The sequence below is a fragment of the Streptosporangium longisporum genome (assembly GCF_039534895.1).
Lineage (GTDB): Bacteria > Actinomycetota > Actinomycetes > Streptosporangiales > Streptosporangiaceae > Streptosporangium > Streptosporangium longisporum.
The window spans coordinates 1-16,837 of sequence record NZ_BAAAWD010000019.1 but is presented as its reverse complement, the minus strand read 5'-3'; the positions used below and the strand labels follow the sequence as shown (position 1 = coordinate 16,837).

Sequence of the window (16,837 nt, the reverse complement as noted above, 5' to 3'; positions counted from 1 at the left end):
GGGTGGCGGGCCGATCGGGGTGGCTGGCCGATCAGGAGGTGGCGGACGCCGTGTAGGGGCTCTCGCCGTTCCTGATGGCCGCGAGCATCCGGTCCGTGTGCCCGCTCACGACCCGGTGCAGGCCGTGACCGAAACTCACCCGCGCCACCCCGAGATCCGCCAGCTCGGCCAGGGACGGCGTGCCGGGACGGAACAGGACGTTGACCGGTCCGTCGATCCGGCGGACCAGCTCGCGGATGATCCCCGCGTCGGCCGCGAAGATCGGGTAGACGCAGTCGGCGCCGGCCTCCAGGTAGAGGTTGCCCCGCCGTACCGCCTCCTCCAGCCGCTCCTCGTCGCCACCGGTGCCGTTGAGGAAGACATCGACCCGCGCGTTGATCACCAGGTCCGTCCCGGCGGCCACGGCCGCGGCCCGGACGGCTCGCAGCAGACCGGCCTGCTCGTCCGCGCCGACCGGGGCTCCGGTACGGGGGTCGGAGTCCTCCAGGTTGCAGCCGCAGGCCCCGGCGGCGGCGAGCCGCCCGGCCAGCTCGGCGGGCTCCAGCCGGTAGCCGCGTTCCATGTCGGCGGTGACGGGCAGGCTCACCGACCGGCTGATCCTGGCCACCGCGGCCAGCATCTCCCCGGCCGGCGTCTCCTCCCCGTCCTCGTACCCGAGCACCGAGGCGACCGCGGCGCTGCCGGTGGCGATCACCGGGAAGCCCGCGGCCTCGACGGCACGGGCCGAGGCCGCGTCCCAGACGTTGGGCACCACCAGCGGGCGGCCCGGCACGTGCAGCGCGCGCAGCTCCGCGGCCTTTTCTCCGGCCGCCGGGACGCCGCCGCTCTCGTCGTCGATCGAAACGGTCATGGAGAAGACCCTAGGCCAGAGGGCGGGCCGCACCGAGAGCCAATCCCGCCCCGGCCGACCGGACCACTTCGGCCCGAGGAGACCCCGAGGACCCGGGACCCCGGGGCTCCGGGACTCCGCGGCCCGCCGGTGTCGTCCCGGGGGACCGGTCAGTCTTGTGAGCGCCGTACGGCGGACACGAAGAAACCCCCCGCCCCGGACAGGGGCGAGGGGTTCTTCGAGGCTCTCCGGGGCTCTCCGGGCGCGGTCAGGCGCTCTTGCGGCGCTGGGCTCGCAGGATCGCCAGGCGCTCGTTGAGCACCTCCTCCAGGTCCTCTATCGAGCGGCGCTCCAGCAACATGTCCCAGTGCGTCCGCGGGGGCTTGGCCTTCTTGGCCTCCGGCAGCTCGCCGTCCACCCGCAAAGCGGTCGCGCCGCACATACGGCACTCCCAGGTCGCCGGAATCTCGGCCTCGGCGGCGAGCGGAACGTCGAATCGATGGCCCTTCGGGCAGGTGTAGGACACCTCCTGGCGCGGGGCCAGATCGGTGTTGCGGTCGTTCTCGTAGCTGGTCGCCCCGAGCCGGGTACCGCGTAGCGCACGCTCGCCCATGTCTGAATGCCTCCTGAGGGCCCCGTCGTAGGGGTTCGTCTCCCACGGCGTACAACGCTTGATACCGTGTGTGGATTCCCACAGACGGGGTGATCCAATCGCACGTTCTTGACCCGGTCTGCGCGGAGCCCCTTTCCGGAGGCGTTCTCAGATGCGTTCGGGCACCTCGTTCCCGGCCGCCCTGATGGCCTTGGGCAGGTCGATCAGGGCGAGCAGCACCAGGCCGAGCACGAAGAAGATCACCAAAGAGATGATTCCCAGGCGATAGCTGTCGGTCAGCTGGAGCGCCAGGCCGAGGGTGAACGAGCCGAGGAACGTCGCCCCCTTGTCACTGATCTCGTACAGGCTGTAGTACTCCGCCTCCTTGCCCCGCGGGATCACGTGGGAGAACAGCGACCGCGACAGGGCCTGCGTGCCGCCCATCACGATCGCGATGGCGAAGCCCAGCCCGAAGAACGCCGCCGCCGACCCACGGGGCAGGAAGTAGGCCACGGCCACCACGACGATCCAGGCCACCAGCGCCACCATCACGACCCGCTTGGCCCCGTAGGAGGCGGCCAGCCGGCCCAGCAGCAGCGCCCCGAAGAACGCCACGAACTGCACCATCAGGATCGCCGCGATCCGCACCGTCTGGTCCAGCCCGAGCTCCTTGTCGGCGTAGGTGGCCGAGAAGGAGATGACGGTCTGCACGCCGTCGTTGTAGATCAGGTAGGCCACCAGGAAGCCCAGCGTCAGCGGGTAGCGCCGCAGCTCCCTGATCGTGCGGCCCAGCTGGCGGAGGCTGCCGGTCACGGCCCGGCCGGCCCTCTCGGTGCCGGGGGAGGCCACGTGCCGGTTGCGCAGCCGCAGCAGCGGGATGATCGTGAACCCGCCCCACCACAGGCCCGCGGACGCCAGGGCGATGCGCACGGCGTCGCCCTCGGTGACGCCGAAGGACTCGTGGTAGAGGAAGAGCCCCAGGTGGACGGCGAGCAGCAGGCCGCCGCCGAGGTAGCCGAACCCCCACCCCCGGGCGGAGACCCTGTCGCGCTCGTTCGCCGTGGCGATATCCGGCAGGAACGAGTTGTAGACCACGAACGCGGCCGCGAAGGCGACGCTGGAGACGAGGAACAGCGCGCCGCCCAGCAGGTAGCGGTCGCCGGAGAGGAACCAGAAGCACAGGGTGGCACCGGCGCCGAGGTAGGCGAACAGGCCCAGCAGTTCCTTCTTGCGGCCGGTGTGGTCGGCCAGCGCGCCCACGACGGGCATCAGGAGGATCTGCAGGATCGCCGCGGCCCCCACCACGAAGGAGTAGTAGGCGCTGGGCCGCACGTCGAACCCGAGCACGTCCACGTACGGGCGGCCCTGGGCGGCGGTCTCGGCGATCGTCGTCAGGTACGGGCCCAGGAAGACCGTCAGGACGGTGGTCGGGAAGGCGGAGTTCGCCCAGTCGTAGAAGTACCAGCCGCGCTGCTCCCGGAGGCGGGAGGCCGGGGTCTCCTCGACGGCCTGTGCTGAGGTCATGGGGGGTCCTCGGTTCGCTGGGGGAGAGGGATCACGATAGGAGCGGGGACGGGCCGGTCACGCGGCCATGCGGCCGGGATGCCACTGGCCCCGGGAGCTCAGCACGTCGCGCAGCCCGGAGATGTTGTCGGTCATCAGGCCGTCCACGCCCAGGTCGAGCAGGCGCCGCATCACCGCGGTGTCGTTGACGGTCCACACGTGGACCTGCATGCCCAGCGCGTGCGCCGTGCGGATCAGGGCGGGCGTGGTGATCCGCAGGCCGCGGAACCCCACCGGGACCTGCGCGCACGGCATCCCGGCGCGGGCCAGACGGGCGAGCAGGCGGCCGTACCCCGAGGTGGTGGCGGCGGCGCGCAGGGTCGCCACGCCGCGCGGTCCCAGCGCCGAGCACACGTCGCGGCCGACCGCGGCGCGGGCCCGCTGGAGCCGCTCCTCGGAGAAGGAGGTCAGGCAGATCCGGTCGTGCGAGGAGGTCCTGCGGATCGCCTCGGCGAGCGGGGCGATGGCCGCCGCCTCCTTGACGTCGATGTTGAAGCGCGCCTCGGGCCACGAGCCCAGCAGGTCCTCCATCAGGGGGATCTCGTCCACGCCGCCGATCCGCGCCTGGCGCACCAGCCGGTACGGCAGCTCCGCGATCCGGCCCCTGCGGTCGGTCACCCGGTCCAGGGTGTGGTCGTGGAAGGCCAGGAGCACCCCGTCGGCGGTGGCGTGCGCGTCGGTCTCCAGGTACGTGTAACCGAGCCTGACGGCGCGCTCGAACGCGGCGAGGGTGTTCTCCCTGCCCTCGGCGGCCCCGCCCCGGTGGGCGAAGGCCAGCGGGCCGGGGTGTTCGAGGAAGGCGTAACGGCGTTGCACGTGCAGGAGTATGCCCCCTGCGGGCCGGGCGCGTCATCGCGCGCGGGTGAACGTTTGGGTCACGGGCTCCGGAACCGGACCCTGAAACCCTCTTTGCCCGGTCCTGACCGGAGCCGGGAATGAAGAGAGGATCTGGGCGTCCACGGCGGGCTCCGCCGTGGGCCCGTTGCGGTTTTTCCGGGGGCGCGGCGACGCCGGAGCCGGGATCCGTGGGAACGGAGACCACGCATGAGCAGAGCACACGACCGGACGAGGCTGGCGGGCACGGCCGGGCTACTTCGACGACCGCCTCGGGGCGGGCAACTTCGTCAAGCGGAACATCCGGAAGGTCTTCCCCGACCACTGGTCGTTCCTGCTCGGCGAGATCCCGCTCTACTCGTTCATCATCCTGCTGCTGACCGGCACGTTCCTGACGTTCTTCTTCAAGGCCAGCATGCTGGAGATCCCCTACGAGGGGGCCTACGCCCCGCTGCGGGGCGTCACGATGTCCGAGGCGTACGCCTCGTCGCTGGAGATCAGCTTCAACGTGCGCGGCGGCCTGCTCATGCGCCAGATGCACCACTGGGCGGCCCTGCTGTTCATCGGCGGCATGATGATCCACATGCTCCGGGTCTTCTTCACCGGGGCCTACCGCAAGCCACGCGAGATCAACTGGCTGATCGGGGTGGCGCTGCTGGCGCTGTCGCTGTTCGAGGGCCTGACCGGGTACTCCCTGCTGGACGACCTGCTGTCGGGGGCGGGCCTGCGGATCACCGCGGGCGTGGCGCAGTCGCTGCCGATCGTCGGCACCTGGCTCACGTTCTTCCTGATCGGCGGCGAGTATCCCGGCGACGACGTCATCGGCCGGTTCTACACGATCCCACATCCTGCTGCTGCCCGGTGTCCTGCTGGCGCTGATCACCGCGCACATGATCCTGGACGTGGGTGCTCAAGCACACCCAGATGCACGCAAGGGACGCACCAACGACAACGTGGTGGGGCGGGCCGTTCCACCCGTCCTTCCTCGCAAGTCGGGCGCGTACTTCATGTTCACCTTCGGGGTCATCGCGCTGCTGGGCACCCTTCGCCCAGATCAACCCGGTCTGGCTGTTCGGGCCCTACCGCCCCGTCCGACATCGGCGCCGGGTCCCAGCCCGACTTCTACCTGGCGTTCCTCGACGGGTCGCTCCGCCTGACACCCGGCTGGGAGATCAACTTCCTGGGCTTCACGCTGCCGATGAGCGTGATCCTGCCGGCGCTCGCCCCGATAGGCCTCATTCTGGCGGGCCTGGCCCTCTACCCCTTCGCCGAACGCTGGATCACCGGTGACAGCCGCGAGCACCACATCGCCGAGCGTCCCCGCGAGAACCCGCACCGCACCGCGATCGGCATGGCCGCGATCACCTTCTACGGCGTCCTGTGGCTGATGGCCTCCAACGACGTGATCTCCGCCTACTTCCGCCTCTCGCTGAACGTGATGATCGTCATCGGCCGGGGCCTGGTCTTCGTCGGCCCCGCCCTGGCGTACTACATCACCTACCGGATCTGCCTGGGCCTGCAGCGCAGGGACGCGGCGAGCCTGGGGCACGGCGTGGAGACGGGCGTGATCCAGCGCATGCCCACGGGCGAGTACGTCGAGGTGCACGTGCCGCCCAACGAGGCCGTCGAGGCCCGCATCCGGGGCAAGGAGCCGATCCCGGTGATCAGCCCGGCCTCCGGGGTCACCGGGGAAACGTCACGGCGGCTCCGGCGACGGCGGCCAGGGGGTGGCGTCCGGTGAGGGACAGGGCCGCATCGCCCGCCTCCGTGCCCTGATGAGCAGGACCTACGGCGGCGAGAAGGTCCCGCTGGACGGCGAGCGGGACGGCCACGACGGGAACGGCCACGGCACGCGGAAGGCCGGTACCCGGGAGATCGGCATGGGGGAGGACGGGAGCGGCGGGCACGCGGCCGTCGGCTCGGGCCCGGGGGAGGACCGGCCCCCGCCCGGCTGACCGTTCAGGGCCGGGGTTCGGGACCTCGGATCGGGAACCGGATCCCCGGAGCGGGGGGCGTGGTGGGGTCCCCCGGAGCGGGAGCCGCGGCCGGGACCGTGCAGGATCTCGCGACGGGGGCCGTGGTGAAGTTCGCGCGCCGGGGCCTCGCCGCGGAGGCGGGCCTCATTCCTGGGGCGCCGCCTGCCGGCCCACTCCTGGCGCCGGACCTCCGCCAGCGCGATCGCCGCCGGCGACCGCGACGTTGAACGAGCCGACCCGGCCGACTGCGGGATGTAGCAGCACGGAAACAGAAAATTCGCGCGCTCCCAGCGAAGCGCGAGCAGCCGACAGCAGCTCCGCGCTGCCGCACCACGCAGCGCAGACAGTCGGCCGCCGAGCTTCGCTAGCGACAGCGGGACCGCGTCACGGGGTCAAGTCTCACCGCGACCACGGTGAACCCGTCCTCCTTCGCGGCCGTACGCCGCCCGGACGGGGACCGGCTTCCTCCCAGGCCACCAGCGCGGTCGGTGCCGAGCGCGCGTCTTCTGCGCCTTGGGGTTGGCAGGCAGGCGGGTGCCGTTGCCCGCCAGCCAGAATCCGCTCCACCCCGAAGGCTGCGACGTGGCGAAGCTGGAGACCGATGTTGAAACGCGGCCGGTCACCGGACTGCCACGATATCGCAGTCGCCCTACGCGCGCCCCTCGTGCTCTCCGCCAGCCTCCGGTGAGGCGCTCTTGGACACATCGGTCGGGCGCGGCGTGCCTGCTCGCGTGCTTCTGCGCAGTCATGCGGTCGCTTCACGGTGTCATTCGTCGTTCACTCGTCGTCGCGCGGGCGTTCCGACGCCCCGCCCAGTGATCGTCACAGCTCGCTCGCGCGTCACCGGTCCGTCACGGCCGCGCTCCGAGCACATCCAGCCCGGTGCGTGCACCCGCACCAGGAGTCCGGTACGACGACGCCGGGACGCGCCAGCCCGCTCGGTGGGCCAGCCGCCGCTCGTTCGAGCCAGCGTCTGCGCAGCGAGTCCGAACCCAGGTGCTTCTGAACACACCAGTGTGGGCGACAGCGCGTCCGGGTGTGAGGCGCGACAGCCAGCGGGTCAGCATCTCGTGCATGGCGGCGTTGCCGATCCGACGCCGGAGTCGCCGGGTTACGACCAGATGCGCGGAGACAGACCTGGACCTCGGGCGTGGACCCTCGTCGCCGGCGTGCCATGACCTTACTTGATCAAGGCCCGCGGCCCGGGCGCTTGCGGCGCGCACTGGTCCACGACCTGCGGTTGAGTCGACGTCCACCGCCCAGACGTCGCACGACCCGGGGCACGCTCGAGGCCATGGGTCCAGCGGCGATCGGCCCGGTATCATGCGCAGCCACAGCGTCGAGCAGGTCGCCATCGGCGGGCAGGCGCCGGAAGGACGCTCTCCAGCAGGATCCGCCCTGGTCGACGCGCATCGGCGAGACACCCGCCTGTCACGAGTCGCCAGCCTCAGGTGTAAGTCAGGGGAGCACGAGCGGTGACCGAGCCGGGACGGCGCAGGCCTCGGGACGGCTCCTCGCGAAGCTAAGTGTGCCACGTACACGTAGAACGTATACACACACGGCGGGACCGGCGTCAGGGCAGCCGCGACCCCTACGCATGCAACAGGGCTCGCCGCCGCGGTCCGCAGCCGCCAGGATCGCCGCCACCACGAACGCACTGGTGATCTCTCTGGCTGAAGCCACGTCAGGTACCCCAGACCGGGAAGAGCCGAGATCGTGCTCGTAAGAGCTCCATGCAGTCTGGCGCTGCCCGACTCACCGCCTCGTAGTGAAGACCCGGCCGCCCGTCCCGTACCGACAGGGTCTGCAGCGTGACCGTTTGCTCTCACCGGCCACTGCACGTCGCGGCGCTCGATCGAGACGGTCCCCTCCTGGGTGCCTTACGCATCGTGGAGACCGGACAGCTGCCAGGTGCGCGCAGCCGACTCGCCGGCCTGCGAACCGACTTAGTCTGCGGTACGCCCTCCTCTGTGTGCTTGGAACCAGACCGCGTGCCGCCCCGAACCGCTAGCTACGTGAGCACGGCCGTTGACTCATCGCAAATTAATCGTCGCCACCACGGGTCCGGCCCGGTTGGCCTTCTCGCAGGGCCGTCTATCCGCAGCTTCGTACGGGACCCGGCATCGACACATTCGGACGGCTCCTACGGAATGACCACTAGCCGTCCACTCGGGCAAATGAGCGTAGACCTCGCCGCCGACAGGCGCGGATCCGTCCTCACCCCCTACAGCCGCAGCGTCCGTTCCATCAAGCTCCCCGCGCGGTTCCGCGGCTCTCCTGCCGTGCGTGGCTTATCGACACATCGCATACGGCCCTAAACTCCCAGTCCGGCCCTTCCGATCGAAGGCTGGTTTGGCCACGTTTCGCGGCTATCGGCCGGACCATCAAAAAGTGAACCCGGCAAGCGTTCAATCGTTCCCTGGGGGATTCACCAGGTGGCCCTTCCTCAGGGCGTAGGCTGCCCCCCCGTGGCGCCCACTACACTTTTAGCTTGCACGTAAGGGGCAGCCTCCGTCGACGAGATGGTGGTCGGCCTTGGCGCTCGTTAGTTCACCTGCCCAACTCTGAAGTCTCAAGGCAGCGATTACCACCGAGATCTGCCGCAATGCTTCGCCCCCCGCCCAACCCCACCCCCGCCGGCACCGCACGTTCTTCGCCGACATTCGATCGCCCTCGGGCCACCGAGCGGCTCCGAGTGTTGTCCCCCGTCGTAGAGCAGCCAAGACGCGGCGCGGCGGCCCGGGTCAGGTCACCCCGCGTGCTGGCGAAGGAGCGCAGCGCCTCCAGGGAGCTGAAAACACCGCCTGACGATGGGCGGTGCCGCCCGAGGTGCCAGGTTGCCGATGGAGGTCCACCACCGCACGGTGGTCGTGGTCGGGGAGACCACGACGAGGAGGCACGGGCGAAGCGGAAATAGTGCAACCAGTCCCGTATGTGAAGCGCTCGGCAGGTAGGCATTCACCGGAGACGAAACTTCCTGCGCTCGTTCCTTCCCTTCGGCGGCACGGTGATCCCGGTCTCGGACGGACGTGTCGGCCCCATGGACAGCGAGACGTCCATGCCGCGTGATGATCGTCGCTCACCGGTCGGACGGGGACGCCGCACCGAGTCGGCGGGACGGGCCGCGCCCCACGCTCAGCAGGTATCATTCAATGACCTGAACAACGCGGCCCAGGCCACGGGCGGCGGCCCGGCCGGCCCCGAACGCACCACCCAGGTTCCAGCGGCGGCAGGTTGTGAAGCGCAGCCGCGTAACGGCGCCGGGCCGAAATGGCCGCCACGAACCCGCCACGGAGCACACAGGCCCCAGCGCAGGCGAACAGCCAGAGCCATACCGGGAGAGAGAAAGGTCAGCCGTGTCGCTCCGCGACTCACGGCACGGAGATGGGTCACGTGCGGCCTGATGCGCGCTGCCGCACGGCCACGAAACTGGGACCGAGGACTGTCGAACACCTAGTCGCGGTCGGTTGCGCACCAGCGATGTGGACACCGACGGAGCCACGAATCCCCCCGCGACTTTTCAGCGGACCATCCCTGCGTTGCCACATAGATGCGTCCGCCACCTGAGGTGTCGTTCTTGCATTAGGCGGTGTAGCGGGCACCGCACTGCCCGCTGTACGCCGTGACTGCGGATCCTTGCGGCGGGTCACGCCGCCACCGTGGCAGGTCGGGCTCCGCCCCGGTGACTCGGGCTGTCCGCTCGGTAGTTATGAGGTGGGTACCTCTCTCTTTTTCCTCCCTCCGTTTGACCAAGGCATCCTTACCAGACCGGTGGTTCATGGATTTACTGTGTCTTGATGTAGCGAACAAGTTCTCATTTCTCTTCTCATTCTTGTTATGGTGACTGTTGAGTCGATCAACCTCGTACGGTACACATCATTGTTGTTTGCCTGGTCAGCCTTTCTGTTAATCTGCCGTCTACCCAGGGCATTCTCGAGTTTTTTTTGTCTTTTTGTTATCTATCCATTTTTGTTGGAGTTCTCATGGAGTTCTAATTCTCATCGCAACTCCATTGTAATTCCATTGAAAGTTGCGCGTGCACTTATCACACACGCTAATTGTGGTCGATCCTTTCTTCGACCGGGCCTGGCTGCCTTCCCCTTCATCATCACTAGCCGAACTACCCATCGGTTTCTCCTATTCCTATCCCTGTCCTGTGTCGGCAGTCCAGCTACAGCACCTGCGCGGGATATCCCCGCGCTGCTGCCAGCACTCCGGGGGGCACCCGCCACGCACACCCGGCCCCTGGGGGGGCCTAGCATCACGCCGAGTGCAAGCTAGGCCGGGTCACGGAGAGGGACGGCCGGGCCGAGCGCCACATCACCCCTGGCGTGTCGCCCCCAATCCGCAGCGGCGTGTTGAGTGAATGGTAACTCGGTCAGCACGCGTGCCGAAGGACCGTTCCGTGGAGGCAGCACGGGATAGCCCCGTCTGTCCGGCGGGGATAGCCCGAACTCGAAGTTGGGCCCGATGCCGGCGGGCCCCGCCAGAAGGACCGACGCCCGGAACCGCGGCCACGGCCTAGGTCCTCCCGCTTCTCCATGCCCGAGGTGCCGACATGCGCGAGGACGTACCGTATTGCTGGGGCAAGACAGTGGGGCTCGGCCTACGGCAGCGACCATATAGGGGGTTCTGATACTAGACACGCGCTCGACGCCTGGCGCAGTTCCTGGCACGGACAGGAGTACTGGTGTCACGCCGCGACACGCGTCTCCGCGCGGATCAGTCGTCGCAGGGGACGAGGGTGGCACCGGTCGCCCGTGCAGGAGCGCCGGTGCGGCGGAAGCACGGCCGCGCCCCCCAGTCCATGCCGGCGAGAGGCTTCCGAGAGCGATCACGATCTAGGGAGCCGCCAACTCGCCACCGGAGAGGCCAGGAGGGATCCCCCCTCACGGGGCACTCGGGTGCCGCGAAACTCGCGACTTCCCCGGGCCCGGAGGCGTCAGCAGCGGCAGCCCGGCGTCGGTAGCATAAGAGACTTGGGAGCTCGTGCAGCAGGGCCCGTCCAGAGCGGCGGGGACGAACTTGTGGGGAGGCTCCAGCGCGACCTCAGCGGCCGGCTGTGTGCCCACTAGTGTCTCCGATGAGTCGACCGCGCTTCTGCGACGGTCACGCGACATGGGAGTGTACGAGGGCTCGCTTCCTCGTTTCACATGACCGTGCGTTCCTATGCCCTCAGTCCGACGGTGCGCGGTCCGTCGCTCCGTTAGTTGCCCCGGTCCCGACAGTATCCCTCCTCTCCTCACTGGTCGGGTCGCGCCACGTGACTCATCGCGTGCGCCGACCACGTATCACACCGCCCACGGCGACGCCCACAATGTAGGGCCTCCACTGGCGACCGATGTGGCGTCCGGCGATCACCCGGGCGCGAGCACGGGCCAAATTGCTACACGCGCCGGGTCGCGCTTCGGCCGCACTGCAGCGCCCAGACGGCCACGGCGCCTGTGTGGATCCACTCCGGCGCCGTGCGTCTCTTGCGAGTTCGCGCCGGCGCCACGGTTGCTGGTGGGCCGGCTGAGAGGCCCGCTGGGGATCCGGGCTCCTCCCTCTTTCGACCATTCGTGGGGATACGCTAGTTCCTCGCTCGGGCGAGCCTCCTACCTGCTCCCCTCGGAGTCCCAATCGTCCGCACGACGCGGCCGTGCCGCCGACCGGGGGCGCAGGCAGGGGCCCCTCACAGGGGGTCGCCCGGGCTGGCGAGGCGTGGGGCGGCTGGCCCTGTCATGGGACGCGAACGTCTTTTGCGGCGGGGTGAGGCCGCGGGGGATCCGGCTCCTTCACTCGTCGGAGAGGAGCGATGTACGCTCGTTCCTCGCGAGACCGAGTCCCTCCTCGGCACCATGTCGGCCCCGGGCGCGCGGACCTCCCGGGGTGTGGGTTTGCCCCCATTGCGGCCCGTACGCCGGGAGGGGCGGGATCTGCAGGCCCGCATCTCACGGGCCGAGTCGTCGATGCCCTGCCGCGGCGGCGCACGATACGGGGTTCGGCGGGGCCAGGTGGCGGGAGACTCGGCGCGGCTGCGCCCGCTTGAGGCAGGCCGGGGCTTGTCGCAGGCGTGACAAGTCGAAGTGTGGGCACGGGGTCGGGTGCCGTAGCTCGCGCGAGCACGGTGGCATCGCAGTTGTGCTCCGGGCGCGCTGCAGCAGTGCACCCGAGCGAGGGCCCATCGGTGATTCCAGACGACCCAGGGTGCCGTCTGGGCAGCGGGCCGACCAGGTCGGTCAGCGATCTGCTCGCCGAACCACGTCCCCGCCTCCGGAGAGCTCGAGTCCCGTCGGCGACCGGGGGCGTCGCAAGGCCGGTGAGCATTCAGGCCGGCTGGGGGACATCACGGCTCACCGCGGCATCGTCCGGAATCGTCGGCCTCGGCGGTGGGGCGGGCCCAGGAGGTCAGTGCTCGCGGGCGCCGCGCAGCAGGACAGGCCGCGCCCCCGCACGGCGGTACCAGGTCGGAGAGGTGGGTCGTGCTGGGCGCTCGATCGGGTCTGGGGAGGGCTGACGTACCGAGTTCGTCGAATGGTCTTCCCTCACGCCCTCGGCCACCGCGGCCGGCGTTGACTCGGGTGTGGGGCGTGCAACTCGTCGCTGGGCAGCGCGGTCGCCCATCCTAGACGAGGCCAGAGTGCGGGCGCTCGGGCGGCTTTACACGTAGGCGTGCCGCGACCGAGTTGGGTTGGATGCGGACGGACCGAGACCTGGCTTCGGCCATACGCCTGTCATCGGCTGACGGACAAGTCGTGGTCCGGGGGCGAGCACCGCCCTAGGGGCTTGGGGGTGACAGGAACCGCGCTGCGGGGTCGGGTCCACGTCGCAATCCGGTGCAAGGCCGATAGCCTCCCAGCTCCTCTGTCGGGCGCGGGACTCCCCCGATTTTGCGGGGCACGGCGTGAGCCGGCGACGGGCTGACGCTCAACCCCGGACGTGAAGACAGGAACCGGGATTCGCGCCCTGCACCTCCCGGCCAACAGGGTTCACGGCAGACACAGACGCACCTGCCCGGGACAACGGGCTTGATTCGGGTTGTCTCGCGCCTCATCGAGTGGGCCAGCACCGCCTATGAGACGGCTGTCCTTGTGGCCACCCGTACGACCGCGGAGGGGTATGAAGCCGGCCCGGGTAGCCGGTCACCTCTGCCGCCCCGCTCCGCCAGTCAAACCCAATCCACCCAGAGCCCACACAGGCCGGGCCGTCGAGCTGCACCTTGGCCGGGCGCAACAACCGGCTGTGATCCTCGTCGGGCGAGCAGGAAGTTCACGAACACCGGAGCCATGTTGCGCACGAGGCTAGACCCGTCCCGAAAGGCCGCTCCGCACACGCGGTCGGCCGGTAGCTAAGGTGCGAGCTGTCGGCGGGCGGGCGGAGGCGGTAGGGACCAACCGCGGGTCCCACACGCGGCATTCCAGCTGCCTAGCATTGTGGGGACCCAGAGGTCGGGCGCGGTATCCACGCGAGAGCGCAATCGATGCCGATTGTTTGTTTTTGGTGAACTGGATAACGGCTAGACCAAACTCCCCGCCGACCACGGTGTGCCAGAGTCCCGGTCACCCGATAGGCGGCCAGGGTCTTGGGACCCCCGGGGCACGCCCATCCAGGCAGTGGCAAGTGCTCCACGAAGTGCGGCGCTAGCAGTTGAGAGTGCGACGAGCAATCGCTCCACCATGGGGGGCCTGCCCCCCAGATGACCCGACGGACCTCGGTCAGGGCTGCGGGTGCTGCCCTGACACGTCGCGCAGCGATGGTCCTCACTATCGGCCTGCTTCGTCCGACCAAGGTTCAACTCGCATCAAAGGCCAGCACTCTTCGGCGACGGGGTCATATCCGCTGTCATTCTCAAATCAAAAGTTGACCAGTAGACCCGGTTCTCCACTATAGTGTACAGGTCCGCCCATTACTGCCTGGGCAAGTGGCCGCAGGTCGATCCAGCCACGGTGCGAGCGCTGCGCAGGCCTGTTACTGCTTACGGCGCCGTCGGCGGCGGGCGGCACAAGGTCGCCCCGAGCGTGGTGTGCGCACTATGGCGGAGTCGCTGCCGGCTGGTACCCGGACCAGGGGGATGCTGTTGCGCCCCTCGCCAGAGGGGACGGGGGTTCACGCCATGCGCAGCGCGCGCCAGACGGCGTTTTCCACTGGACGGCCCACGGTGTTGCAGCCGGCCGGCTGTAGACCGGAGAACGGGATAGTTCGTGAGTTGCCGTCTGGCGCCGACGGTCCGACCATCACCAGGAACCGTCATGTCACTGACCCGGGTAGGCCCATACGGTGTTGCTACGCTTCATAGGTCAGAGCGTAGGGCCACCTCACCGCATGACAGGATGTACGGGGCGAGCCCACGCCCCTTGGCTCGGGGCACTTCCTTCCTGCGAGGCCCGTTGCGCTTACAGATGGTTCCGGTGGGGACCCGACCACGGGTAGTTGACCGTACATGGTTATGTCTTTCAACCTCAGGGACGCCTGGGGGGCCGCCCTGCACGGCTGCCCTGCGCTCAGCGCGGTAGGGTTTTAAAATGGGGAAGCGTGGTCTGCGTGCGGTGCACGGGCTGACCAGCAAGCGACCGGGGGGGCCGCGCTCGGAACGGCAGGGGCAGAGGGGACCGATGAGGCCGTCCACCGGGGGAGGTCCCCTATCGACCGTCCAACACCGACGATAGGCGGCGGGCGGCATACGCTCCGACTCACGGCCCGGACAACTAGTACTTGGCGCTAATGTCGATTCTGCGCAGGTTGAGTGGGTTGCGAGCGAGACGCGCGGCGCCCATCGCGGCGCAAGGCTCGGTTCCTGCTGTGTACCGGGCGAGCGCCGAGGTGGTGTGGATGTCCAGGGCCCTCACGTCGGTGCGGCCGGCCGCAACCGACCGGTGCGGCCGGACAGGCGCTCCCTGCGCAGGTCGCTGCGCCCATGGAAACGCTGCGCAAAACGGGAACGCCCCCGCTGGGTCGGTCACCCTGTTTACGAGCCGGGAGCTGGAGGCGGGGCAAGCTTCGGGATCCCGAGACGTGTTCCTCGGGCAGCAGCCCGTTTGTGTCGGGTCCCGCGGTGGCCCTGGTCAGGCGGGGCACGCTGACGCGGACTAATCACACGCAAGGGACCTGCGGTATCTTTAGCCACACCCTGACCACTCAGTCGCACAGGCGGGTAAACCAAACATAAACGAGGGTCCGCTCGACCATGGTGGCGACACGACTTTCGCCCATCGGCACGCGTCGCACCCAGCCGCTCCCGGATTCGGCCTGGACCTCAAACACACCCCTCATGGGGCCGCCGTACCCATTCCGTGACACTCTGACCGACGACGCCGCCGGCGTCCCCCGGTCTGGGTCCACACGGCAGGGTTAGCGCTCCGCGGTGGGTGCTGGACTTCAGCATCTCCGTGGCTGCGGCGCTGCTGGCCGGTGATGGTCTGGCTCTGGCTGGCGCCGAGCGGGCACCGACATGAATCGAACGAAATGTTCGTACGCAGACCGCGCGACGGGGCACGCACTGCCGTCCACCGTGTTTCGTATGCCCTGGCTGCCGAGCCCAGCTGGCCGCCCTTCTTGCAGCGTCCCACGGACGACAGCCCGCGGCCCGGACCTGCCCCACAGCCGTCAGCCGTCGCACCAGCCACGAGCCGGGCCGCGCCAGGGACAGGGACAGTCTAGGGACCCGAAGCGGTATACCCCGGTGGCCCGCAGCCCCTCGATGAGCCGGTCGGGGCCGCGCCCGCGCGGCAAAAGGCGGCGGGCGGCCGACGATAGAGAGCCCCCCCCCCAATCCTCGAGCGACTGGTCGGCGCCGGGGCGGAGTGGCCACTCGGAGGAACGTGCGTGCGCGCCAATTGAAGGCACGTTCCGTCCCCGGGATTTGTGTAATCACATCGACGGACAATGTGGCCAGCGGCTTCACCGCATAAGCCAGGTGGTGATCCGGCAGGGGCAGCCGAGTCCAGCACCCGTGGCGCAGGACGGATGGATCGTCGGGATCGGACTTCGAGACGGTTCGAGGGACGGAGGAGAGGTTCGGGGACCAGGGAAGGCGGCGAGACTAGCGTAGGCCGGGGGCGGCCCGACGGGCCGTCAAGAGAAGGGCGGCGAGGCGGAAGCAGCGCGGCAGCGGCCGCGAGGGCAGCCAGCGCAACGCCCACCAGTAGTAGTGCTGGGTGGACGCGCCGGGCCCGTCCGGCTGGTGGTCCACCATTGCTCACCGTGCCCCGCGGCCCTCGGCAGTGGCGCCCAGCAGAGCTCGGCGGCACCAGCTCGCGGCACGCAGCCGAGTGCCCGCGAGCGGGCTGGCCGGCCGTTTGAGCTCGACGGCGCTTTGTCGGCTCGAACGCCAGCGTGACAGCACCGGCACCACAAAGCGGCCTAAGCGAGTTTTCCCCAGCCGGACCCACAGTGCAGGCTCACGAGAGCGCGGGGAGACGTCAGTCCCCTGGCAGGCCTGACCTGGCGAGTACGCACATGGCTTGCAGGCCCAGGGGTGCTCGCCCGCCCCAAGGCTATCTGAGCTCAGAGCTTGCGGGGCACGTCGGTCGGCCTCGCGGCATTGTTGCTTTGCCGAAGGTCGCGGCCTGTTGAAGTCTGACCGGCATCCTCCACACTGGCGCGACGTTCCCGGGCCCCCCTATCGCGCACTGATGGAGGCCACCGCCCACCGCGCACAGCCGACAGTGGTGAGGGAAGTGGCGCTCCCAAGTCCGGCCCGGAGGTCAGGGGCGGTGAAAGGACGATATCAGGCTCGTACGAGGACGGCCTCAGGCGCGATGCCCGGGACGTAACGAAGACAAGTCACCAAGCGCGTGGACGGCGGGGAACCGTGTGGATTGAGCAACTGGTCGAGTAAGCGCCGGAGATCGGGCTGTCGCCGACCCCTGCATACGGACCTGACCGCCACCGACCCGGCTCGAAGACCCAATACCGGCCACCAGGCCGCGGGCGCGTCAGCAGCAACGACGGCCTGGGTCTCCGGAGTGGCGCCGGGAGCGAGTGAGTTCGCCGCGGACGTCTTAACACTTGTGGTCACATACCTCGGAAATTACGCTGCCCGGGCCGTTGATTGAAATCACC

7 protein-coding genes are annotated in these 16,837 nt (G+C 69.2%); 2 read left to right on the top strand and 5 right to left on the bottom strand.

Going from position 1 to position 16,837, the window contains the following annotated elements; all coding sequences use genetic code 11:
- Window positions 1-31: 31 nt before the first annotated feature.
- The 4 genes from ABD832_RS32025 to ABD832_RS32010 all read right to left on the bottom strand — a co-directional run bounded on the left by ABD832_RS32025 (window position 32) and on the right by ABD832_RS32010 (window position 3,800).
- Window positions 32-850 carry an isocitrate lyase/PEP mutase family protein gene (locus tag ABD832_RS32025; RefSeq protein ID WP_344902854.1) on the bottom strand — a complete coding sequence of 273 codons (819 nt, stop codon included), beginning with the start codon at window positions 848-850 and terminating at the stop codon, window positions 32-34.
- A gap of 247 nt (window positions 851-1,097) precedes the next feature.
- Window positions 1,098-1,442: an RNA polymerase-binding protein RbpA gene (locus ABD832_RS32020; RefSeq protein WP_344902851.1), complete on the bottom strand. Its 345-nt coding sequence runs from the start codon at window positions 1,440-1,442 to the stop codon at window positions 1,098-1,100.
- 147 nt (window positions 1,443-1,589) lie between these two features.
- Window positions 1,590-2,945 carry an MFS transporter gene (locus ABD832_RS32015; RefSeq protein ID WP_344902848.1) on the bottom strand — a complete coding sequence of 452 codons (1,356 nt, stop codon included), beginning with the start codon at window positions 2,943-2,945 and terminating at the stop codon, window positions 1,590-1,592.
- Between the two features lie 57 nt (window positions 2,946-3,002).
- Window positions 3,003-3,800: a glycerophosphodiester phosphodiesterase family protein gene (locus tag ABD832_RS32010; protein WP_344902845.1), complete on the bottom strand. Its 798-nt coding sequence runs from the start codon at window positions 3,798-3,800 to the stop codon at window positions 3,003-3,005.
- A 319-nt stretch (window positions 3,801-4,119) separates the two neighbouring features.
- Here ABD832_RS32010 and ABD832_RS42370 point away from each other — a divergent pair, with 319 nt between their 5' ends.
- Both ABD832_RS42370 and ABD832_RS31990 read left to right on the top strand, forming a co-directional pair.
- A complete protein-coding gene (locus ABD832_RS42370) occupies window positions 4,120-5,559 on the top strand; it encodes a cytochrome b (RefSeq protein WP_425582704.1) in 1,440 nt (479 codons plus the stop codon).
- Between the two features lie 34 nt (window positions 5,560-5,593).
- Complete coding sequence (locus ABD832_RS31990; protein ID WP_344902835.1) at window positions 5,594-5,773, top strand: hypothetical protein; 180 nt, start codon at window positions 5,594-5,596, stop codon at window positions 5,771-5,773.
- 10,042 nt (window positions 5,774-15,815) lie between these two features.
- Here ABD832_RS31990 and ABD832_RS31985 read toward each other — a convergent pair.
- Window positions 15,816-15,968: a hypothetical protein gene (locus tag ABD832_RS31985; protein WP_344902832.1), complete on the bottom strand. Its 153-nt coding sequence runs from the start codon at window positions 15,966-15,968 to the stop codon at window positions 15,816-15,818.
- Window positions 15,969-16,837 lie beyond the last annotated feature (869 nt).

Coding starts and splice junctions, on each gene's coding strand:
- ABD832_RS31985 (WP_344902832.1), bottom strand. CDS start 15,968: ATGGTGGACCACCAGCCGGACGGGCCCGGCGCGTCCACCCAGCACTAC.
- ABD832_RS32015 (WP_344902848.1), bottom strand. CDS start 2,945: ATGACCTCAGCACAGGCCGTCGAGGAGACCCCGGCCTCCCGCCTCCGG.
- ABD832_RS32025 (WP_344902854.1), bottom strand. CDS start 850: ATGACCGTTTCGATCGACGACGAGAGCGGCGGCGTCCCGGCGGCCGGA.
- ABD832_RS32020 (WP_344902851.1), bottom strand. CDS start 1,442: ATGGGCGAGCGTGCGCTACGCGGTACCCGGCTCGGGGCGACCAGCTAC.
- ABD832_RS31990 (WP_344902835.1), top strand. CDS start 5,594: ATGAGCAGGACCTACGGCGGCGAGAAGGTCCCGCTGGACGGCGAGCGG.